This window comes from Acidobacteriota bacterium (assembly GCA_035529075.1).
In the GTDB taxonomy this organism is placed as follows: Bacteria; Zixibacteria; MSB-5A5; order GN15; family FEB-12; genus DATKXK01.
In genome coordinates, this window is record DATKXK010000010.1 from 420,973 (window position 1) to 443,127 (window position 22,155).

General features: G+C 60.2%; 17 protein-coding genes. All 17 read left to right on the forward strand.

What is annotated here, in order from left to right:
- The first annotated feature begins 97 nt into the window (after positions 1-97).
- Positions 98-1,909, forward strand: coding sequence for an arginine--tRNA ligase (argS, locus tag VMY05_05070; GenBank protein ID HUV30448.1), 1,812 nt, complete (start codon positions 98-100; stop codon positions 1,907-1,909).
- 48 nt (positions 1,910-1,957) lie between these two features.
- On the forward strand, positions 1,958-2,974 hold the full coding sequence (aroF, locus tag VMY05_05075; protein HUV30449.1) for a 3-deoxy-7-phosphoheptulonate synthase: 1,017 nt from the start codon (positions 1,958-1,960) through the stop codon (positions 2,972-2,974).
- Positions 2,971-4,314, forward strand: a complete 1,344-nt coding sequence (gene aroA / locus VMY05_05080; protein HUV30450.1) for a 3-phosphoshikimate 1-carboxyvinyltransferase — start codon at positions 2,971-2,973, stop codon at positions 4,312-4,314. Before aroF ends, aroA begins: the two co-directional genes overlap by 4 nt.
- A complete protein-coding gene (locus tag VMY05_05085; GenBank protein ID HUV30451.1) occupies positions 4,311-5,150 on the forward strand; it encodes a shikimate dehydrogenase in 840 nt (279 codons plus the stop codon). Before aroA ends, VMY05_05085 begins: the two co-directional genes overlap by 4 nt.
- A 45-nt stretch (positions 5,151-5,195) precedes the next feature.
- The gene (locus tag VMY05_05090; GenBank protein ID HUV30452.1) at positions 5,196-5,774 is read left to right on the forward strand and encodes a shikimate kinase; all 579 of its coding nucleotides are present in this window, start codon (positions 5,196-5,198) and stop codon (positions 5,772-5,774) included.
- Positions 5,740-6,870, forward strand: a complete 1,131-nt coding sequence (locus VMY05_05095; GenBank protein HUV30453.1) for a 3-dehydroquinate synthase family protein — start codon at positions 5,740-5,742, stop codon at positions 6,868-6,870. Before VMY05_05090 ends, VMY05_05095 begins: the two co-directional genes overlap by 35 nt.
- Complete coding sequence (gene aroQ, locus VMY05_05100) at positions 6,848-7,288, forward strand: type II 3-dehydroquinate dehydratase (protein ID HUV30454.1); 441 nt, start codon at positions 6,848-6,850, stop codon at positions 7,286-7,288. The genes VMY05_05095 and aroQ overlap by 23 nt, the downstream gene beginning before the upstream one ends.
- A gap of 1 nt (position 7,289) precedes the next feature.
- Positions 7,290-8,876, forward strand: a complete 1,587-nt coding sequence (locus tag VMY05_05105) for a M3 family metallopeptidase (GenBank protein HUV30455.1) — start codon at positions 7,290-7,292, stop codon at positions 8,874-8,876.
- A gap of 123 nt (positions 8,877-8,999) precedes the next feature.
- Complete coding sequence (locus VMY05_05110; protein ID HUV30456.1) at positions 9,000-10,349, forward strand: MATE family efflux transporter; 1,350 nt, start codon at positions 9,000-9,002, stop codon at positions 10,347-10,349.
- A gap of 43 nt (positions 10,350-10,392) precedes the next feature.
- Positions 10,393-11,325, forward strand: coding sequence for a histone deacetylase (locus VMY05_05115; GenBank protein ID HUV30457.1), 933 nt, complete (start codon positions 10,393-10,395; stop codon positions 11,323-11,325).
- Positions 11,322-12,092 carry a fumarylacetoacetate hydrolase family protein gene (locus VMY05_05120; protein ID HUV30458.1) on the forward strand — a complete coding sequence of 257 codons (771 nt, stop codon included), beginning with the start codon at positions 11,322-11,324 and terminating at the stop codon, positions 12,090-12,092. Before VMY05_05115 ends, VMY05_05120 begins: the two co-directional genes overlap by 4 nt.
- Entirely contained in the window at positions 12,073-13,851 is a 1,779-nt protein-coding gene (locus tag VMY05_05125) for a M1 family aminopeptidase (protein HUV30459.1), read from the forward strand. The genes VMY05_05120 and VMY05_05125 overlap by 20 nt, the downstream gene beginning before the upstream one ends.
- Complete coding sequence (locus VMY05_05130) at positions 13,851-14,750, forward strand: hypothetical protein (GenBank protein HUV30460.1); 900 nt, start codon at positions 13,851-13,853, stop codon at positions 14,748-14,750. The genes VMY05_05125 and VMY05_05130 overlap by 1 nt, the downstream gene beginning before the upstream one ends.
- Positions 14,743-15,933, forward strand: coding sequence for a DHHA1 domain-containing protein (locus tag VMY05_05135; protein ID HUV30461.1), 1,191 nt, complete (start codon positions 14,743-14,745; stop codon positions 15,931-15,933). Before VMY05_05130 ends, VMY05_05135 begins: the two co-directional genes overlap by 8 nt.
- Entirely contained in the window at positions 15,896-19,312 is a 3,417-nt protein-coding gene (gene lptD, locus VMY05_05140; protein ID HUV30462.1) for an LPS assembly protein LptD, read from the forward strand. The genes VMY05_05135 and lptD overlap by 38 nt, the downstream gene beginning before the upstream one ends.
- 144 nt (positions 19,313-19,456) lie before the next feature.
- Positions 19,457-19,732: an HU family DNA-binding protein gene (locus VMY05_05145; GenBank protein ID HUV30463.1), complete on the forward strand. Its 276-nt coding sequence runs from the start codon at positions 19,457-19,459 to the stop codon at positions 19,730-19,732.
- 104 nt (positions 19,733-19,836) lie between these two features.
- Positions 19,837-22,128 (forward strand): DNA translocase FtsK 4TM domain-containing protein, encoded by a 2,292-nt coding sequence (locus VMY05_05150; GenBank protein HUV30464.1) that lies wholly within the window; start codon positions 19,837-19,839, stop codon positions 22,126-22,128.
- Positions 22,129-22,155: the final 27 nt, after the last annotated feature.

A 22,155-nucleotide genomic window follows, 5' to 3' on the forward strand; every position in this document is an offset into this window, starting at 1 on the left:
GCCGGTAACGGCACCGCCGATCAACATTATAATTGCCAACCTCGTTGCGTTGACCGATATTACCCTCTGTTTTCTCCTGACCCGACGATACACGTGCATGAGCAGGGATAAATACAAAGATCAGTTTGACCGCTTTGCGGCCTCGGCCTTCAGGAACGTCTATGCCGACGTCTACAAGGAGACCGGTGACAGTGACATATTCAGTGCCGAGGCAATCCATGCATTGCTTGAGAAGCCGAAGGACCCGAAAATGGGCAGGTTCTCCTTTCCCGTATTCAGGTTCGCATCCCTGCTGAAAGATCGCCCCGCCGAGATGTCGACGAAAGTGGCTGCTGAGGCCAACCGGCTGCTGGAAGCCTCGGGGGAACCGAAGCTCGTGTTGTTCAAGGGGGTGGGGGGTTTTCTTAATGCTGAGGTTGATTTCGAGACCCTGGCGGAAGGCACGACAACGACGGTTGTCTCCCGGGTCGAATCCTATGGGTCCTCGACTGTCGGCCGTGACAGGACGGTGCTTGTTGAGTACTCCTCGCCCAACATCGCCAAGCCTTTCGGGGTGGGCCATCTGAGGACGACCGTGATCGGCAATTCCCTCAGGCGGATATTCAAGGCGCTGGGTTACAACGTGGTAGGGATAAACTATCCCGGCGACTGGGGCACGCAGTTCGGCAAGATGATTGTCGCGTACACCAGGTGGGGAACGGAGTCAACGCTGACGGGCAACGCGGTCGCCAACCTGCTGGATTTGTACGTGCGCTTTCACCGGGAGGTTGAGCAGGATCCCTCGCTTGACGAAGAGGCGCGACGGGCGTTCAGGAGGCTCGAGGACGGCGAGCCCGAGGCGGTGCGCCTGTGGGAACGGCTGAGGGAAATCTCTCACGCCGAGTTTGACCGCGTCTATGACCTGCTCGGAATAGAGTTCGATCTCGTCATCGGCGAGTCATTCTTCAACGACAAGATGAAGGGCGTGATCGAGCGGCTTCAGGCCGACGGCCTGACCAGGATTTCCGAGGGCGCCCTGATTGTCGACATTGACGATCCCCATCTGCCGCCCGCGCTGCTTCGCAAGGCGGACGGCGCCACTCTGTACATTACGCGGGACCTCGCCGGGATGATCTACCGCTGGGAGACTTACCGGTTCGACCAGTCCCTCTACGTGGTGGGCGCCTCGCAGGCGGACCATTTCAAGCAGTGCCTGTCGGTCATTGAATCCATGGAAAAGGCCGAGCGGCTTCCTGTGGAAAACCGCATGACGGGGAAGATAAAGCACGTGGGGTTCGGCTGGGTGCGGTTTGAGAAAAAGTCGATGTCCACCCGGCGGGGCAACATCATCTTTCTCGAAGACGTCATCGACAAGGCCGTGACCCTTGCCCGGGATATCATCATGGAAAAGAACGCCGGCCTGGAGAGGATAGACGAGACGGCTCATATGATCGGAACCGGAGCCGTGATTTTCTCGCAGCTCTCCGTCCGGCGGCAGAAGGACGTCAACTTCGTCTGGGAAGAGGTGCTCAACTTCGACGGTGAGACCGGCCCCTACCTGCAGTACACGCACGCTCGGCTGTGCTCCCTGCTGCGCAACTACGAGGGTGACATTACACCGGATATAGACTATCATCTGCTTCAGCGGGAGGAAGAGACCCGGGTGATCGAGCACCTGGCCGATTTTCCCGAGGCCGTCACAGATGCGGCTGAAGACTACGAACCGTATTACGTTGTCAGCTATCTGCTGAGACTGGCCGGAGCGTTTAACAGGATGTACCAGCGCAAGACGGACACCGGTCGCATCGATAAGATCATTTCGGATGACGCGGCGCTGTCGGCCGCCCGAATTGCGCTGGTCAAGGCGGTGCAAACAGTGCTCAAGGAAGGGCTGTACCTGCTGGGAATGCAGGCACCGGATCAGATGTAGGCGGCGACGTTCGCGCCGTGACAGAGGGTAACCTGTCGGGAGTGATACATGCTTGTCGTGATGGAGACCGCGGCCACCCCGGAGATGGTGGCAAAGGTATGTGAAGAGATTGAACGGCTGGGGCTGAGCGCGCACCCCATGCCGGGAGCGCAACGTACGGCGGTAGGCGTCACCGGCAACAAGGCGCGCGTCGACTCCGACAGTATTCTGACGCTTGAGGGCGTCCGTGAGATTATCCACGTTACCGCGCCGTACAAGCTGGTCAGCCGCGAATTCCACTCGGAGAATACGGTCGTTGACGTGGGCGGAGTAAAAATCGGCGGCCGGGATTTCGTCGTGATGGCGGGCCCCTGTTCCGTGGAAAGCCGTGAGCAGACCCTGGCGATTGCGGAAAAAGTAGCCGCGAGCGGGAGCAAGGTCCTTCGAGGCGGTGCCTTCAAACCGCGAACCTCACCGTACAGCTTCCAGGGGCTGGGACGGCGGGGGCTGGAGATCCTGGCCGAGGCTCGTGAGCGATTCGGTCTGCTCATCGTGACGGAGGCGATCGACACTGAAACCATCGATATGGTGGCCGCCTATGCCGACATCATCCAGATCGGCGCTCGTAACATGCAGAACTACTCGCTTCTGCGTAAGGCGGGAGGACTGGACAAGCCGGTGCTGCTGAAACGGGGGATGTCGGCGACGCTGGAGGAGTTGCTTATGGCCGCGGAGTACGTTATGGCCGAAGGGAACCACCGGGTGATTCTCTGTGAGCGCGGCGTGCGTACCTTTGCCGATCACACCCGCAACACTCTCGATCTTTCCGCCGTGCCGTTCGTCAAGCGTATGTCGCATCTTCCCATCATCACCGATCCCAGCCACGGGACGGGAAGAAAGGACAAGGTGCTGCCGCTGTCGCGAGCCTCTATCGCCGTCGGCGCCGACGGCCTGTTGATCGAGGTGCACCACGAGCCTGAGAAGGCGCTGTCCGACGGACCCCAGTCCATTACTCCGGCCCACTTCGAGCGGTTGATGAAAGAGATGCGAACCCTGGCCGGTGTCCTTGGCAGGACGGTGCCATGAGACGCCGGATCCTCCCGGCGAAGAAGATCGGCGGACGCCTGCAGGTGCCGGGGGACAAGTCGATCGCGCACCGGGCGGCGATGCTGTCGCTTCTGTCGGCAGGACCCATTACCGTCAGGAACTTCCCGGACGGTGCCGACTGCCGGACGTCCCTGAGGGCCGTCGAGAAGTTCGGCGTGCGCGTTGAGTGCAAAGACGGCGATCTCGTGCTCGAGCCGCCGGCCCGGCTCTCCATCGAACCCGAAACCATCATAGACTGCGGAAACTCAGGCACTACGGCCCGCCTGCTGGCGGGAATCGTTGCCGGCACCGACCTCACGGTGATTCTGTCCGGGGACGAATCCCTTTCGGCGCGACCCATGAAGCGAATTGTTGATCCGCTGACTGCTATGGGTGCGGACATGGTCGACAGCGAGGGACATCTGCCGCTGAAAATACGCGGCTCCCGGCTCCTGCCCTTTGAGTACCACATGCCGGTGGCGTCGGCGCAGGTCAAATCCGCGCTTCTTCTGGCCGGGCTGGCGTCGGGCTGTTCCGTGACCGTGCGGGAGTCGGTTATTACGCGCAATCACACCGAGATCATGCTGCGGGAGATCGGCCGGGGCGTCAGCGTGCGGGAGATCAGGCCGGTTCTCGAAGAGGACCCCCGAGACCCTCGCAGGCGCCGTACCTCGATGCCTGAGGACTTCAAACGTGAAATCGCGGTCAGTGCTGAGGCGTGCGTGGACGGCGGGCACGTGGACATTCCGGGTGACGTATCGACGGCGGCCTTCCTGTTTGCCGCCGCCGCAATTTCCGGCGGCACGGTCACGGTGGAGAACGTGGGCCTGAATCCAACGCGCACCGCCTTTCTGACGTACCTCAAGACCACCGGGTGCCGGGTGGAGACCGAAGAGCGCACGGTCGTCTCGGGCGAAGCGCGGGGGACCGTGACGGTTACGGGCGGAGAACTCGGGGCTCGAAAGATCTCGGGCGAGACGACGGTGGGACTCATTGACGAAATACCCATCGTGGCCGTCATGGCGGCACGCGCCCGGGGCACGACCGTCGTGCGGGATGCCGCTGAACTGCGATTCAAAGAGTCGGACCGTCTTGCCGCCGTGGCCGAGAACCTGGCGGCTATGGGCGTCAAGTGCGGCCTCCTTGGTGACGGCCTCGTCATCGAAGGAAGCGACGAACTCAGCGGTGCCGACCTCAAGAGCTTTGGTGATCATCGTATCACGATGGCCTTCTCCATCGCCGCCTTGTTCGGGGTCGGCCCGTCCACGATTGATGATGATTCCCCGGTCAGTATTTCCTGCCCGGGCTTCTATAACCTGGTAGATTCGATAGTACAGTGACCAGAGAGCATCATTTTGCGCTGATCGGGCACAACGTTTCTTATTCGAAATCTCCCGATATTTTCCAGGCCGCGCTCGATCTGGCCGGTCTGGACGGCCGTTTCGAGATTTGCGAAGTACTTTCTGAAGAATTGAACGACCGGCTGAGACAACTGGCGCTTGATGGTGTGTCAGGCTTCTGTGTGACTATTCCCCACAAGCGGGCAATTATCGATTTTCTGGATGACATCGATCCGGTCGCCCAGGTTCTCGACGCGGTGAATTCCGTATACGCCGATGAGGGCAGGTTGTTCGGGTACAACACGGACAGTTACGGGTTCGGCCTGTCCCTCAAGCCGTTTGCGGAGAGCCTCAAGTGCGGGCATGCCCTGATCCTCGGTTGTGGGGGAGGCGCACGGGCCGTGATCCATTCTCTCAACGTCAATTTCGAAGTCAGGCGGTTTACAATCTTCGGGCGGACGCCGGAGAAATTGCGTGAGATAAAGGCGTCACTGGAAGGCCGTCTTGAGCGTATCGACATCAGCACGGCACCGTTGAGCTCCGTGGGTGCCGCGAGAGAACGGACGTTTGATCTCATCGTTAACTGCACCCCGCTCGGGGGGTGGAATTATCCCGACGAAAACCCGCTGGGGCCGAATTTCGATTTCTCTCGCACCAAAATCTACTATGATCTCAACTATAACCGCGATAACCGGCTGGTCGGCTCAGCCCGCGATGCCGGTGTGGTCGGTATTGACGGATCACTGATGCTTGTGGGACAGGCCGTGCGGTCATTTGACATCTGGACCGGGCATTCGATCCCGGTGCAGCAGGTTTACGAGGCGGTCTTCGGCTGAAGACCGGAGTTGAAGGACCGTCGCGGATGCGGTTACTGTAGGCCTATGATTGACCGGAGCATTTTCCTGATCGGTTTTTCCGGGTCGGGCAAATCGACCATCGGGCTGAGGCTGGCGCAACGTCTGAAAGTCCCGTACTATGATACCGATGCCATGATCGAGCGCATGGAAGATTGCAGCATCGTTGAGACATTCCGCCGGTCAGGGGAGCGGCGTTTTCGCTCTCTCGAAACCGATGTAATAGCGCGACTGTGCCGGGGCGTTGATCCGCACGGCGTGGTGGCGTTGGGTGGAGGAGCGTTTCAGGACAAGAGAAACCGGGAACGGCTGCTGCAAAACGGTCTGACGGTGTATCTCAGTTGTTCGGCCCGGGAGATCGACCGACGCCTTCGCAGGATGCAGGATCGCCCTCTCATGAATGTCCGTCCCGGGCCCGGCGAAACGGTTCGTCAGGCCCGTCTGAGAAAAATACGAACGCTGTTGAAACAACGCGTACCGAATTATCGCAAGGCCCACGTGCGGTGTTCCACGACCGATGCCCCCGTGGGCCGGGTCGTCCAGAAACTATATCGCAAAATCCGGAGACATCATGGCCCTCGTAAGAGTGAAACTTCAGGGTCGTAGTTACCCGATCGAAATCGGGACGGCAAACGCCGCCGCGCTGAGCCGGCAGGTGGCACGGCATCTCGAGAGTGACCGTTTGTTTGCTTTTTACGACGCCCAGTTTTACGTCCTGCACGGACCCCGTTTGCGGGCGCAGTTGCCGGTATCGCCCGGACGACTCGCGGAGATGGTCATTCCCGGCGGTGAGGCGTCCAAGTCTCGCGCCGTGCTGGGGCGAATTTACGACTTTCTCCTGGACCAGGGTGTCTCGCGCTCGGATGTGATCCTGGCCTGCGGCGGCGGCGTGACCACGGATCTGATCGGTTACGCGGCCGCGACAACCCTGCGCGGCGTGCGGTGGGCGGCCGTGCCGACTACGCTGCTCGGCATGGTGGATGCCGCCATCGGCGGAAAGACCGGTATCAATCACTCCCGGGGAAAGAACCTCATCGGCGCCTTCTGGCAGCCGGTTTTCGTGCACTGTGACGTGGCCTACCTGCAAACTCTGGCCCCCCGTCACATGGTGGCCGGGATCGGAGAGGTGATCAAGTACGCAGGGTTGATTGGCCGCCCCATGGTCGGAAAGCTCAAGCCGTATCTTTCCCGGGCGGAGCTGTACCGGGAAAAAGACCTGGCATCGCTGGTGCGGCTGGCCGCACGGTACAAAGCCGACATGGTAAGTCGCGATGAACGCGAGACGGGTGCGCGCGCGGTACTCAATTTTGGACATACGTTCGGGCACGGCATTGAACGGGCAGTCGGTTTCGGCCGGCTCCTGCACGGCGAGGCCGTCATCCTGGGCATTCTGGCCGCACTCGAGCTGGGAGAGCTGTATCAGCTGCCCGTAACCGACGGAGTGCGTGAGTACCGAAAGATAGTCGAAAGCGCCGTCGGGCTCGTGCGGAAGCTGCACATCTCTGCCGATACTATCATGAATGGCATGAAACTGGACAAGAAGCGCCGTGGCGGCAAGTTCAGATTTGTCTTGCTTGCCCGTCCCGGTCGCCCCATTATTGCGTCGGATGTCAATTATCGACTGATCACCAAGGCAGTGAAGCGGATGCTTGCCTTCTACGAGAGCCAGGGAGGGAGAAATGCCCACCATCCTAGTCGTTAACGGCCCGAATCTGAATCTCCTGGGCCGGCGCGAAACCGAGGTGTATGGTACCGGGAGCCTGGCGGACCTCGAGAAGGATCTGAGCGTCCTCGCGCAGTCCTTAAAGGTTGACCTCAAGTTCTTTCAATCGAACTCAGAGGGAGCCATCATTGACTTCATCCAGGCCGAGGGGTACGATGCCGAGGGCCTGATTATCAATCCCGGCGCTCTGACTCATTACAGCCTGGCCGTTCGAGATGTCGTGGCCTCGGTGGCAGTACCCACCATCGAGGTGCATCTGTCGAACATCCACAGCAGGGAATCATTCCGCCACCAGTCGGTCGTGGCCGCGGTCTGCGTGGGCCAGATATCCGGCCTGGGGTTCAGGGGTTACCGCGCTGCTTTGCACTACCTTGCCGAATCAGCAGGGGAGGAGTAGCATGCGACTGCAGCTTGTTCTGGTGTTGTTTCTCCTGGCCACTCTGGCGTCCGCGCCGGTATGCCGGGAACCGGAGCCGAGTGCGAAGGACATCACCCTGACCCTGGACTCCCTCGAGAGCAAGTTCGTCCGGCTGAACTTCCGTCTCGCACAGGAGAACTGGCTTTTGTTGACCACGGGGCAGGCGGACTCACTGGAATTTTATCGCGGGCTGTACGACTGGGTGGTCGGCGACGAGAGCGCCTTTGACCGGCTGCGGGCCGGCGTGAAGCAGGCGCAGAATGAAACCGACCAGAGACGCCTGGCCTTGCTATATCCGATGTTCCTGAGATCTCATGTCGAGCAGAGCCGACAGGTTCGGGCTGCCCGGGATTCCCTCGTAGACCTGATGAGCAGCTATGCCCCGATGATGGACGGTGAAGCGCGGACTCCCGCGTCACTTGCCGGCACGCTCCGTTATGATGCGGAGCGGGCCGACAGAGAGAAAGCGTATCGGGCGTTGCACTCGGTGGGGGACGAGGCTGGCGCTTTGCTGTCCAGGCTCTTCCGGCTGAGGAACCAGCAGGCTCGCGGGCTGGGCTACAACAATTTCTTCGGCATGATACTCAGCGCAACGGAGTTGACGCTCGACGGCTATGTTGCCCTGCTGGAGACTCTTGATTCCGCGACGGTGGAGGAGTACGCCGGCCTGACTGACCAGGTGCGGCGAAGTCTGTCGTCTATAGAGATTGAGATCTGGGATGTGCCGTATGCCTACAGTTCGGTTTTTCGCGAGGTCGATCGGTATTTTCCTGTCGATTCGCAGTTGAATTACATCCACCGGGGATTTCAGGATATCGGTTTCTTTCTCAACAAGTTGCCCATCTATTTTGACACGAAGACCCTGGAGGGTGAAATCCCGTCGGCCGTGGCGCTCACCATCAAAGCTCCGTTTGACCAGCGTGTGGCCTACACTCCGTCAGGCGGCCTGGCGGCGTGCCGCATGACGGCTGAACAGATCGGGAAAGCACTTCGCACGGCGTTTATAAATGAGCCGCGTGCGCTGTACTCATCGATCTGTGACGAGATCTGGACCGGCGCAATGGCTCGCGTTTTCGCCGATATCTTTGGCCAGGATCAATGGCTGGGCCGGTATGCCTCGGTCCCCGGCGAGCTTATCGCCCGCTACCGCCGGGCGCGGCACCAGCAGGACCTGGTGGAGCTTCGGCTTACCCTGCTGCAGTTGTCGTTTGAATACGAGGCGTATCAGAATCCCAATCGCGATCTCAATCGCCTCTATTGGGACCTGTTTGAGAAATATATGCTTTTGCCCCGACACGACGACATGAGACCGTGGGCGGCGACAATCGAATATGTAACCCGACCGGCACAGTCTCATCACGATCTGCTCGCCGATATGATTTCGGCTCAGACACTGGCCTACATCGAAAAATATCAGGGTTCCGTCGTCGCCAACCCGGAAACCAAGGCCTTTCTGGTTCAGAACTACTTTCGCTTCGGCAGTCGCTTTCCGTGGAACGATCTCCTCCAGCGTGGCACCGGGGAGCCGTTGCAGCCGCGCTATCTACTTGAACGCCTGGGCATCTGAGCCGGCCGCCGTGCGGGCAAGGTCCGCCTCGTAGCGCCATCGCCCTTGCGGGTGTGACTCCGGCGTCGTACCTTTCGGTTCGCCAACGCAGCAGGCGCGACCGGAGGTCAACCCTTCGCCCGCATGACAAACACGAACAACATCGTCTCCGGCTCCATCATCGGGACGGTCGTGTCGCTCGCCGTTCCGGTCGTGCTCGGCATGTTCCTGGAGTTTGCTCTTTCGGTAACGGACTTCTACTGGGTCGGCCGGCTGGGTCCCGTGGCCCAGGACGCGGTGACGTCGTCCATGGTGGTCATTTGGACCGTTTTTGCCACCAGTTCGATCATAAGCATCGGGATCACGGCGCTCGTATCGCGACACGTTGGTGCGGGCGACCTTGACCGGGCCAGCTTCTATACCCGCCAGGGGCTGATACTGGCCGCCCTGATCTACGGAGCCGTGACGGTGGTCGGCTACTACTGTACTCCTTTTGTCCTGGCCTTCATGGAGACCGGTGAGCAAACGTTCATCATGGCCGTTCCCTACCTGCGGATTTTCTTTCTTTCAACTCTCTTTCTGGGCTTCGCCCAGACTTCCTACGCGACTTTTCGCGCTGCCGGGGACACGATAACTCCGACCGTGGTGGGGTGTATCGCCGTGGCGCTCAACATGGTGCTTGACCCGTTGCTGATTTTCGGCCTGGGGCCGCTGCCGGCTCTGGGGGTCCCGGGGGCGAGTCTGGCTACGGCCATTTCGATGGCCTGCGCCGCCTCTCTGATTCTCTGGCGGCTGTTCGGTGGCAAGTCCGGCTTCAGAGTTGACGGCATCCTGCGAACCAGTCCGCATCCGGCCAGCCTTTTCAAGATCGCCCGGATCGGCCTGCCGATTGCCAGTCAGCACATCGTCTTCGGGATGGTGTACTGGTTTCTCATTCGAGTGGTGCATCGGTTCGGCGAACACGCCGGAGCGGCCATGGGCATCGGCAACAGGATGGAGTCGCTTTCTTATCTTACCTGCTACGGTCTCTCGGTGGCGGCCTCGACCATGGTTGGGCAGAATCTGGGGGCGAAAAATCCGGACCGGGCGGCCCGGTGCGCCTGGGGCGCCAGCGGGCTGGCCCTCGGCATTACGCTTATTATTACGATCGTGTTCGTGACGCTTCCACGGTCAATTGCGGCCGTCTTTACGGATGATCCCGAAGTGCTCAAAATCGCCGCGGACTACCTGATCATTCTCGGTATCTCACAGTCGGCCATGGCGATTGAGATAGTCCTGGAAGGGGCGTTCAGCGGCGCCGGCGATACGATCCCGCCGATGGTTGTGATGGTCCCCGGCGCCGTGGCCCGCATCCCGCTGGCATACTATCTGGCGTTCAATCTGGGCTGGGGGATAAACGGAGTCTGGTGGACGTTGACGATCACCAGCGTCGTGAAGGCCCTGGTATTTGCCTACTGGTTCAAGCTCGGCAGGTGGAAGGGCAAGAAGATTTGATAATGGTTGACGGTCAGAGCGGACTGCCCTTAATTGCCTTCCGATGAAGCCGATCGGCCTTTCAATCCTGCTGCACGAACAGGAACACGCACCACCCGCGGGACATCCCGAGAACTGTGATCGGCTGCGGCCGGTCGTGGAAGCGTTGTGGGGGCAAACGGACTTCGTGATCCCGGAGTCTGTGCCAGCCGGCCTGGAACCGGTGCTGAGAGTTCACAGTCGGCAGTTGATTGACAGCTTGCTTGCCCTGGAGGAGCAGGGCGGCGGAATGGTGGGACTGGAGACGTACGTCACCGGCACGTCGGTACAGGCGGCGCTGGCCGTGGTGGGTGCGGTGCTTCATGCCGTCGACCGGGCGTTCGGTGACGGCCCGGCGGTGTCGTTCATTCTGGGGCGGCCGCCCGGCCACCATACGGAGACTCGGCGCGCCATGGGCTTTTGTCTGATAAACAACGTCGCCGTCGCCGCCCGGTACGCGCTTGACAACCATCCCGCGCAGCGCGTCGCGATAGTCGATTTCGACGTCCATCACGGCAACGGAACGCAGGAGATATTCTACGAACGCGACGACGTTCTGTATGTGTCGACCCACCAGTATCCATTCTATCCGGGCACGGGCGCAGTAACCGAGCGTGGCAACGGTGCCGGCAAAGGCTATACGCTCAATTTCCCGCTTCCGGCCGGTACCGGCGATGAGGTCGTAGTCGAACTCTTCAATGGTGAGATAGCCTCGGCGCTGCGGGAATTCCGGCCGCACCTGCTTCTGATCTCGGCGGGGTTTGACGGCCACGCGCTCGATCCGCTCGGCGGTCTTCAGTTGACCGGCAAGGCATATTACAGCATAGCTTCAACGCTTGCGGATATTGCCTTAGAGTTATGTGACGGTCGCTTGGTAGCGGTGCTCGAGGGAGGCTATGACGCCCGCGGGAATCTTGATTCAATCGGCGGATTTCTCAGGGGACTGGAGGAAGCATGAGCAGAAAGTACGTCAGGTACAGCGATCCGACGACGCCGGGTGTCTGTTACGGTGTGCTCGAAGACGACCGCGTAACACCTTTGGCCCGGGCGCCGTGGTTCGGCCTGGAACCTCTGGGCGAGAGTGTGCCGCTCGCATCCGTCTCCCTCGAGGCGCCCGTGGAGCCGTCGAAAATCGTCTGCGTCGGGCTCAACTATCAGGCACACGTGACGGCCTCCCGGTCGGCCGTCGAGGCCCCGGAATATCCGTTGATCTTTCTCAAGCCGCCGTCGGCCGTTATCGGTCCCGGCCGGGACATCGTGCATCCCCCGCAGTCGCAGCGCGTCGATTACGAGGCCGAGCTCGGGGTGGTGATAGGACGGCGAAGCACCAACGTTGCCGCCGGGGACGCGGCTCGGCACATATTCGGATTCACCTGCGTAAACGACGTTACCGCCCGTGATTTGCAGAAAAAGGACGGCCAGTGGTCCCGGGCCAAGGGCTTTGATACCTTTTGTCCGGTGGGACCGTGGATTGTCACCGATCTTGACTGCCGCGACGTTCTGGTGGAAGGAATTCATAACGGCGAGGTGAAGCAGTCGGGCCGCACGAGCCTGATGATCTTCGACGTGCCGTTTCTGGTCAGTTACATCTCGTCCGTCATGACCCTGATGCCGGGTGATCTGATCTCGACCGGCACGCCGGCGGGCATCGCGCCCATGAAACGGGGGGACGCGATTATCGTCCGAATAGAGGGGATAGGTTCGCTTGAGAATCGCATGGCTTAGGTATCTGGCCCTGATTGCCGCGACGGCGGGCCCGGTGTCAGGGTTTGACCGTGTGGAACTCGACGTAACGGTCAACGACAGCGCCAGGACGATTTCCGGCCGTGTCAGCGTCGACTTTGAGCCGCGACCTGTGGAACTGACAGAACTCCGTTTTCGCCTGTACGCCAACGTCTACCGTAATAAACGTGATTCGAGCGACAGCGGGACCGAGGTCGACTCGGTTCTTATCGACGGACGCGACGTCACGAGCAGGGTCACCCTTGACGGGACGGACTTTCTCGTGACTCTGCCGGGACCTGTGGGGCCCGGTGTGCCGGTTAGTGCCGATATCCGTTTCGTCACGCACGTTCCGGAAGATCCCGGACGGCTCGGGTACAATCGTGACCAGTTCACCCTGGCGGGCTGGTTTCCGATGCCGGCCCCCTGGGCCGACACCGGCTGGGTTCGCATCGAGTACGGAGAGAACTCGGAACCCGCAGCCGACCTCTGCGATATGGACGCAACGATCCGCTTGGCCGACACCCTGCAACTGATCGCCCCCGGAATCGTGTCAGTCGAGCATGGGGCAGACACCCAGGTGGTCAGAATATCGCTCCATCCGGCGCAGGACGTGCCCGTCGTTATCGCAACCGGATATGAGGCGGACGAGACAGTCTGCGGGGGAACCACCCTGAAGATATTATTCCGACCGGAGCATGCTTATGTGCTGGACACCGTGCGCGAGACCGCGTGCCGGACTCTTGCATACATGAGTGAGAACATCCTGCCCTACCCGTTTGACGAGTTCGTAGTCGTCGTGGGCGGCTACGGAATCGGCGGCGGTGTAGAGCTGCCACGGATGATCCTGCTTGGAAAACCGGGAGCGGGCTTGTTCACCCGATTTTATCCCGCCATGGTAATCCACGAGGTGGTGCATCAGTGGTTCTACGGAATGCTTGCCTCAGATCAGGCCAACGAACCGTGGCTGGATGAATCGGTGGCGGAATTCTTCACCGTGAAAATAAACCGGCTGATGACGCACGGCCGCGGCGACCTCTTTTCGCAGTTCGGGTTCAGCGCGGGTTTCGAATCGAGTCACCGCACGACGAGCTACCCGGTGCAGGATTTGGTGCCGATTGACAGACCGGCCGATGCTTACGGCCGGGGCGAGTACTTTGCGGCCGTATACAGCAAAGGGGCGCTGGTGATGATGACTCTCACCCGCCTGATGGGTGCCGAACAAGAAAGACAGTTCTGGCAGGAGTACGCCGGGCGCTTTCAGTTTACGCGGCCGACGCGCGCCGATTTCGTCAGCCTTGCAACCGAATACATGCCGACCGGGGATACGGCCGATGTCGCGGCGCTTATTTCGACAATCGCACCTCTCGATTTCGCCATCCGGTCGGTCAGTGTCACACGTGACGAGACGGCGGCGGACTCGACGGCCGACTCAGCCCGGCCGGAGCCGCAGTACCGGATCACGGTCGAGTACACCGCCCGCCATCCGCTCGGTTTTCCCGTTGACCTTCGGCTCGAGTACCAGGACGGGACCGTACAGGATACGACAGTCACTCCGACCCCGGGGCGGCACCGCCTTGTATTTCACCACTCGAACGGCCCGGCGTGCGTGACGATCGACCCTGAGTATACGTACGCCATAGACCGTAACCTGCTGAACAATTCGATTCAGTTCGCCGGTCCCAGGGGTGTCGGCCCGCGACTGTTTTCCGGAGTGCTGTTCCTTGTGGAGTCTCTCTTCAGCCTGCTGTGGGGGTTTTGATGGCACGCCTGGTCAGCAGAGGCATTGACAACTGCCGAAAGAACTTCGCCATCTGGTACCTGCTGTACTTCGGAAAGCTCATCCTGGCGGCGGCGTTTTCCATCCCCCTTTTGACGATCATCAATATGACCGTGGAGAATTCCCGGTACGCCGGCGCTCTGCTTGGTGACTGGTCGCTTGACGTGATCAACGAACTGGGCCGCGCCCGTGAGAACGTGTTCACTTCGTTCCTTATCGTGCTGATGTTCTACTCCGTAATCGTGTTCCTTTTCAAACAGTTTCTGAACGGGGGGATCTATTCCAGTCTTCTGGCCCGACGGAAGCTGGACCGCCGCGACTTCTTCGGTCAGAGTGCCGGCCTGTTCGTCGGCAATCTCAAGGTATCCGCGCTTATGGCGCTGGTGTACGTGTTGCTCCTGGCCGTGGCGCTGGCGGCGGGATCGTTCGTGCCCGAGAAACCGTTTCAGGGATTTGGCGCTGTGGCTCTGTATTCGACATTTCTCCGTGTTGCACTGCTCTATCCCTTTCTGATAGCCGGTACGATACTGTCGGACGTGCTGCGGTTTCGGCTGGCGGCGCACCCGGCCGAGGCCTTTCGCTATACGCTGCGGGCCGCCCTGGATACGTATCGCTCGCGGTTTGTACAATTGAATGGAGTATACTACGTGTACTTTCTGCCGTTTGTGGCCGTCTGGTTGCTGGCCGAATGGCTGGCGGTGCAGGTAACGAGCGGGATGGGCAATATGCTCGGTGTGTTGCTGGAGCTGATCCTGTTCCAGGTGTGCGCGTTCCTGCGCACGGGACAGTCCGTGCTCGGAAGTGCCACCATCGCCTGCGTCGTGCAGGCCGATCAGGACGGCTTCACTCCCGGGCAGGGCGAGGTAACGTCAAGTGACTGAACGGTTGTACTATCACGATCCGTCCCTGGTGGAGTTCACGGCCGTAATCGTGGCCGCGGGCAGGACGGACAAGGGGTACTACACGCAGCTCGATCGCTCCGCTTTTTATCCCACCTCGGGTGGGCAGGCCCATGATACGGGAACCATCAACGGAGTCGAGATCTCAGAAGTGATCGAGACCGACGACGGTGAGATCCGGCACCTGTCCGGCGAGGCGACGGGCAAGGCGGGTGACACGGCCAGTTGCACGATAGACCGCGAGCGCCGATGGCGGCATCGGCAGATGCACACGGCCCAGCATATTCTCAGCCAGGCGTTCATCAGGTTGTACGACGCCGAGACCGTCTCCGTGCATCTGGGGCAGGAGTACGGCGCCGTGGAACTGAAGACGAAGGAACTCAGCGAAGAACAGATCGACAGGGCCGAGGAGTTTGCCAACGACGTGATTCGCGACAACCTGCCGGTCGAAGTCGTCTTCGCCGAGGGTGAGGAATTGGCGGCTCTGCCGTTGCGAAAGATCCCGGAGCGGCCGGGCAGGCTGCGCGTTATCAAGGTCGGCGGCTTTGACTGCTCGGCGTGCGGGGGTACGCACTGCACAAGCGCCGCGGAGGTGGGCCTGCTGAAAATCACCGGCCGGGAGAAGCTTCGCGGCAACCTGCTGGTCAAATTCCTTTCAGGACGCCAGGCCCTCGAAGACTACCGGCGGCGATTCGCCGTCACGGACCGCCTGTCCCAGGCGCTGACGTGCCACCTCGCCGACCTCTCCGACAACGTTGAGAAACTCAGGACCGAACACAAGGCGCTTCGCCGGCAGGTGGCGCAATTGCAGAAAGAATTGCTGCCGGCCCGGGCTGAGCAGCTTGCCGCCGCCGCCCGCCCGGTCAAAAATACGTCCCTGGTCGTGCAGGATGTGTCCGATATCGACGCCTCGGTGGTCGCCGCACTGGCTGCACAGGTATGCGAGCGAATCGAGGGTGTGGCCGTGCTGTTGGCCGCTGACCGCCTTGTCTTGGCCACCAGCCCGGCTACCGGTATTCACGCCGGTGAAATAATCAAGAAGTTCGTCGCCCGGGCAGGTCTTAAAGGCGGCGGCTCGGACCGTCTGGCGCAGGTCGGAGGCGTTACCGCCGAGGACTTCAACCGTTATGCCGGGATTCTCGAAGGTCTTATCGCAGATGCGTAACTGGTTTCGACGTTGGTGGCCGTACGTGCTCTTGCTGGCCTGTCTCGCCCGCGTCCACGCGGATGAGGGGCACCAATTGCAAATGCCGTATGCCGACCACCTCGAGGTTACTGTCTCCGACGGTCGGGAGACCTGGTATGTCTGGGGGTCGGTTGTCTTCCAGACCGAGGCCGGCTGGATTTACTGCGACTCCGCGGTCTGGCACAAGGGCGAAACCGTACGGGCGAAAGGCAGGGTGATAATCGACGACGAGGAGTACCACCTTGCGGCGGACTCCGTGGACTACAACCTCGTAACCGACGAGGCCGTGGCGCGCGGGGCCTACGTTGAGCTGTGGCATCGAACGGACTCCGTATTCGCCGTGGGAACGCACGCCTATTACAACCAGGCGGATGATTTCTGCTACATGGAAGAACGTCCCACGGTCTACCTGCGGTACCCCGACACGGCCCACATGGTTGAGGTGGTCGCCGACTTCGTGTACTGTGATTTCGAGGCGGCCCGGACGGAAGCCAGCGGCGACGTGCGGATTTCGTCAGGCGACCTTGCCGCTCGCAGCGGCTGCGCCGTTATGTACACGGAGCGTGACGTGCTTGATCTGTTTGGCCAACCGGTAGCCAAAAGGAAGAAATCAACGCTCTCCGGGCAGCTTATCACCATAATCTCGGAAGAAGGCATTATCAGCAGGATCGACGTCGTGGATTCAGCCAGGGGGGAGTTCCTGGAGCCGGTCGATTCGGCCGGCCTGACGTTCGATCAGTCGTTGCTGTCGGGAAACCGGATTCTGTTCGACTTCAGCGCCGGTGACCTTACGCGCATCCTGTGCCGGGGTCAGGCCTATTCGTGGTATTTCCCGCACAGCGCGGACGAGAATGAATCACGGGAGAACTCTGTATCGGGAGATATGATCGCGTTCGACGTCGTCGAGGAAAGTCTGACGAACGTGAGTGTTATCGGCGGCGCCGTCGGCACCTACATGCAGCGTAAGGTCATCGTTGCGGACATCGTTGCGGACACCGTTACGGACAGCGTTACGGATACCGTTGTCGACACCATCGACTACAATTCCCGGCGCATCGACTACAACCTGCTGGATTCCCTGATCATCCTGACCGGCCAGGCTCACGTCACCTCGGGCGCCGTCTCGCTGGACGCGCAGCTGGTCGAGATTGACACCCGGACCGACGTTGTCGAAGCTTTCTCGGCCGATACCGCGCTTGACAGCGCCGTCTCTGACTCCTCGCTGACCTCGTACATGCAGCCCAACCCGCTGCCGGTGGTCCTCCGGGACGGGAACGACGTGCTCTACGGCGACTACCTGGAATACTCGATAGACACCGAGAAGGGACGGATCGTCCAGTCGAAGTCAAAGTACCAGACCGGCTTCTTCTACGGCGACAAGCTGTACCGGGAAAAGCGCGACATTTATTACCTCGATCACGGGCGCTACACGACCTGTGACGCCGATGAGCCGCACTTTCACTTCTACTCCCGGAACATCAAGCTGCTCGAAGGTGAGAAGCTGATCGCCCGGCCGGTGGTTTTCTACGTCGGTCGGTTGCCGGTGCTGGCCATTCCCTACTATGTCTTCCCGTTGAAGAAAGGGCGACACTCGGGCTGGCTGCCGTTCACGCTGGGTAACATCGAGAGGGGTGACCGCTATATCCGGAACGTCGGCTACTACTGGGCGGCCTCGGATTACTGGGACTGGCAGGGGGCGCTGGATTACTACGAGAGAAGTCACAGGATCAACTTTTTCACCAAGGTCAACTACAACAAGCGATACACGTTCAGCGGCTACATCAGCGGCAACTATGCCCGGGAGACGGGTTACGGCTGGTCCTCGGCGTCCGAGACGCAACGGACGCGGTGGACGCTGCGCGGCGCTCACGAGCACCAGGTTTCGCCCACGTTCAAGCTGAATGCTTCAGGCTCGATCCAGTCCGATGCCGAGTACTACCAGGATTTCTCAGCCAACCTCGACGATCGGCTGAACCGTGACGTACGAAGCCAGGTCAACTTCTCCAAGCGGTTCGGCAGGTCAGTGGCGCTATCGGGTAAGGTGGTGCACGACGAGAACCTGGATACCGAGTCCCGCACCGACCAGTTGCCCAGCCTCGGGCTGAGCCTGCCGCAAATCCGACCGTTCGGTGCCGGCAAATTGGACAAGGAGGGAAAGCTCCAGACAAGCTGGTACCATAACCTGGTGGGCACTTACCGACCGAATCTGGTCAATTTCTCGCAACGCCGGACGAACAAGGTGGTCCTCTCCGGTGATACCCTGTCAGTTCGCAGCCGCAAGGAATTCACACGCGTGGATCACGCCCTGACGCTGTCATTCCCGGTGAAGATCGCCAGGTACATCACTTTCAACCCCAGTCTGTCCTACCGTGAGGAGTGGTACAAGATACACCAGACCGACCAGTCCGACGCCAAAGGGATCGATGCTTCCACGACGTACCGCACTTACGTATACGGTACCGGGGCATCCGCCTCTACCAAGATCTACGGAACGGTCTATCCCAATATCCTGGGCTTCGCCGGCCTGAGACAGGTGATCACCCCGACGATCAGCTACCGCTACCAGCCCGAGATTGACCGCCACCCCGAAATCCGGAGCTATGCGGGAGGCTCGGCCGGGAGCTCCCGGCGCAGCCAGTCCATGAATTTCAGCCTGAATCACGTGTACCAGGCAAAGGTGAAGAAACACGAGCAGGAGAGGAACTACAACCTGATCTCGATAACCTCCGGTTTCAACTACGATTTTGAGAAAGAGCCGCGCCATTTCAGCAATCTCAACACCAGCTTTAACTCGACCGTACTGCCGAAGGTGAACTTTTACGGTTCCATGGTCCACTCGCTGTACAAGCCGGGTACGGACGAACTGGATTTCTGGTCGCCGTACCTCGAGAATTTTAACGTAAATGCCAGCCTGACTCTGGCCGGCAGCCGCTTTCTGTTCGATGATGAGTACAGCGTTCCCGGGGCTGAGGTGGATTCGGCACAATCGGCGGAGGGGGGCGGTTCATCGCCGGCCAAACGCGGCTGGAGCCTGAGCGCCAATTACAGTTATCGGGAATCCGGCCGCGACGCGGCTTTCAGCAAGTCCAGCTTTGTCCGGTTCAGTTTGCGGTTCAACCTGACGCCCGAGACAAGTGTTTCGTATTCACAGTATTACAATATTACCGGGGCCGAAACCGTGAACAACCAGGTCAGTATCGTGCGCAAGCTGCACTGCTGGACCGCGACCCTTTTCTGGGTCCCGATCGGCTCTAACCGTGGCTGGGGCTTCAAGTTGTACGTGACGGCACTGCCGCAGATCAAGCTCGACCAGTCGCAGAATACTCTCAGTTCGGGCTACTTCCAGGGTCTCCGGTAACCGGCCGGATGGCTGTAAAGCCCCTATATCGGGCCTTTCTCGGGACTTGCCGACTTTTTTTTATTGACAGCAGGGACCTCGCTGCCGGTATTTGAGGCAGGATATGTTCGGTGAACCCATAACAATTCAAGGGAAGGATCAGGCATGACCAAAGAGGAAATGATCGGCATGATGGCCGAGAGTTCAGGTATTAGCAAGCGGCAGGCGTCCCAGGCGCTGGATGCTTTCATTGACAATATCACCCGGCAGCTCAAGGGCGGCAAGAGGGTGAGCTTCTCCGGATTCGGCACGTTCTCCGTCTCTCAGCGCAAGGCCCGCAAGGGCAGGAACCCGCAAACCGGCGCTACTATTTCCATTCCCGCGACCCAAGTGCCGGTGTTCAGAGCCGGAAAGAACCTCAAAGAAGCCATTAGAAGATAGAGTTTTCTCCACTTTGAAAGGGAAGGCAGGGCGGGGAATCCCTGCCTTTTTTTTCCATCGCCTGTCGGCACGGTCGCCGCGCGGAAGAGGATGTCTGGACTACTATGGCAAAAAGGCGTAAACGGCGCTCCAACGGTACGCGGGCACGGGTTGCCGGTACTCTCTTGTTCGTGCTGGCCCTGCTGGTCCTGGTATCACTGGTCACACACCACCCGCTGGATGATGCCAGGATTCGCGGCGAGATAGATTCTGACCTGAATCCGATAACGGAAATCCAGTATCGCAACGAAGCGGGATTTGTCGGTGCCATCCTTTCCGGCTGGCTGGACTTTTTGTTCGGATGGCTGGCCTTTTTCCTGCCGGTCGGGCTGCTTCTCGCGTCGTTGCGGCTCTTTTCATCCCGGTTCGGGACGCGCCTTGAATTCAACGTCTTTCTTCTGTTTGTCATTTCGACCATCGGAACGACGATCTACAACATCCACCTCGTGGCCAAGCGTACGGTGGGCTATGAAACCGGTGCCGTCGGCGGCTATGTTACCGAGAAACTCACCCGTCTGAGTGTCGCCGTCTTCGGCGAAATCGGCTCCTACCTGGTCCTCGGCGGAATTATCCTTGTTCTCCTGCTGATGTACACCTCGATCACACCATTGCTTGCCATGCGGCTGAGAATCCCCGGAAGTCAATGGCTCAGGCGACTGTACGGAGTGGCAGCGGGAGCCTTCCGGCGGTTGCCGTCGCTCAGGCGTATCCTCAGCGCGGCCGGCAAAGAGCCGCGCGTCGATGAGGCGGTCTCCGATATCGAACCCCTGGAAAGTGACCTTGAGCCTGACGAAGTGGACGAGGGGGATGAGCAGGTACTGGTTGCGGATGATGGTGAGAGGTCGCCGCGGCGGCGGTCGGTGCTCAGGAGAAAAGCCGAGCCGGTGCAGGTCAGGTCCTTTGAGTACGTGTACCCGTCGCTGGATCTGCTGACCGAGGGGAGCGGCAGGCCCGCTGCCGTAAGTGCCGATGAATTAACGCATACAGCACGGATGTTGAAAGAAACACTTGAGACTTTCGACGTTCTGATCGAGGGGGAGATCGCAAAGTACCCCGGCCCGGTCATCACGCGATATGAGTTCCGACCTGCGGCGGGAATCAAGCTCAGCCGGATTGTGGGCCTCGCGGACGACTTGGCGCTGGCGCTGAAGGCAAGGCGGGTCAGGATAATAGCCCCGATTCCGGGCAAAGGCGCCGTCGGTGTGGAGATTCCCAACCGCAACCCGCAGACGGTCTACCTGCGCGATATCCTCGGGTCCGACGAATTCAGCGATCCCCGGCTGGTGCTGCCCCTGGCGCTGGGTAAGACGACCGCCGGGCGACCGTTCGTTACCGACCTGGCCAGAATGCCTCACCTGCTGATTGCCGGGGCAACCGGGTCCGGCAAATCAGTATGTATGAATGCGCTGATCACCTCTCTGATTTACAGGCTTCATCCCCTCCAGGTCAGATTCATCTTCATAGACCCCAAAATGCTCGAGTTGTCTGTCTACTCAGGCATTCCACAACTCGGCCGCCCGGTTGTAACCAAGCCGAAACGGGCCGAATCGGTTCTATCCGACACCGTCGCTGAAATGGAGAACAGGTATAGGAAGCTGGCCGGAGCCGGTGTCCGAAGTATCGAAGACTACAACGCCCGGCAGCACGACGAGGAAGCCCGGCTGCCCTATATTCTCATTTTTGTTGACGAGCTGGCTGATCTGATGATGGCCTCGACATCGTCACGGATCGAACTGCTCATCACGCGCCTGGCCCAGATGGCGCGGGCCGTGGGCATTCACCTGGTGCTGGCCACCCAGAGACCGTCGGTCGACGTGATTACGGGCCTGATCAAGGCCAACTTCCCGGCGCGGATTGCCTTCCAGGTATCGTCCAAGGTAGATTCCCGGACGATTATCGATGCCAACGGTGCGGAGAAACTCCTCGGCTCGGGCGACATGCTCTTTCTGAGTACCGGCCAGCCGGAGCCGACGCGGATTCACGGGGCGTATGTGAGCAGCGCCGAGACCGAGTCGCTGGTGAACTTTATCAAGGATCAGGGGCTGTCCATGATGGCACTGGAGAACATATCGCAGGCCACCGGGGAGGCCACCGAAGCGGACATTGACTTCGGCGATCCCCTTTTCCGCGAGGCATGCGAGGTGGTTATCCGGCACAAACAGGGGTCGGTCTCGCTGCTTCAGCGGCGTCTCGGCATAGGCTATCAGCGGGCGGCGCGGCTGATCGACAAACTGGAAAAGGCGGGCATCGTCTCGGTGTTTGACGGTTCCAAGGCACGTGACGTGCTCGTCGACCAGTCGTACCTCGAGACTCTGTTCGCCAGCCGCCCGGGGCATCCTTCCCACGGCGCCGGATAACAACGATTATCCTCCCGCAATGTATAA

Coding starts and splice junctions, on each gene's coding strand:
- argS (HUV30448.1), top strand. CDS start 98: ATGAGCAGGGATAAATACAAAGATCAGTTTGACCGCTTTGCGGCCTCG.
- aroF (HUV30449.1), top strand. CDS start 1,958: ATGCTTGTCGTGATGGAGACCGCGGCCACCCCGGAGATGGTGGCAAAG.
- aroA (HUV30450.1), top strand. CDS start 2,971: ATGAGACGCCGGATCCTCCCGGCGAAGAAGATCGGCGGACGCCTGCAG.
- VMY05_05090 (HUV30452.1), top strand. CDS start 5,196: ATGATTGACCGGAGCATTTTCCTGATCGGTTTTTCCGGGTCGGGCAAA.
- VMY05_05095 (HUV30453.1), top strand. CDS start 5,740: ATGGCCCTCGTAAGAGTGAAACTTCAGGGTCGTAGTTACCCGATCGAA.
- aroQ (HUV30454.1), top strand. CDS start 6,848: ATGCCCACCATCCTAGTCGTTAACGGCCCGAATCTGAATCTCCTGGGC.
- VMY05_05105 (HUV30455.1), top strand. CDS start 7,290: ATGCGACTGCAGCTTGTTCTGGTGTTGTTTCTCCTGGCCACTCTGGCG.
- VMY05_05110 (HUV30456.1), top strand. CDS start 9,000: ATGACAAACACGAACAACATCGTCTCCGGCTCCATCATCGGGACGGTC.
- VMY05_05115 (HUV30457.1), top strand. CDS start 10,393: ATGAAGCCGATCGGCCTTTCAATCCTGCTGCACGAACAGGAACACGCA.
- VMY05_05120 (HUV30458.1), top strand. CDS start 11,322: ATGAGCAGAAAGTACGTCAGGTACAGCGATCCGACGACGCCGGGTGTC.
- VMY05_05130 (HUV30460.1), top strand. CDS start 13,851: ATGGCACGCCTGGTCAGCAGAGGCATTGACAACTGCCGAAAGAACTTC.
- lptD (HUV30462.1), top strand. CDS start 15,896: ATGCCGGGATTCTCGAAGGTCTTATCGCAGATGCGTAACTGGTTTCGA.
- VMY05_05145 (HUV30463.1), top strand. CDS start 19,457: ATGACCAAAGAGGAAATGATCGGCATGATGGCCGAGAGTTCAGGTATT.
- VMY05_05150 (HUV30464.1), top strand. CDS start 19,837: ATGGCAAAAAGGCGTAAACGGCGCTCCAACGGTACGCGGGCACGGGTT.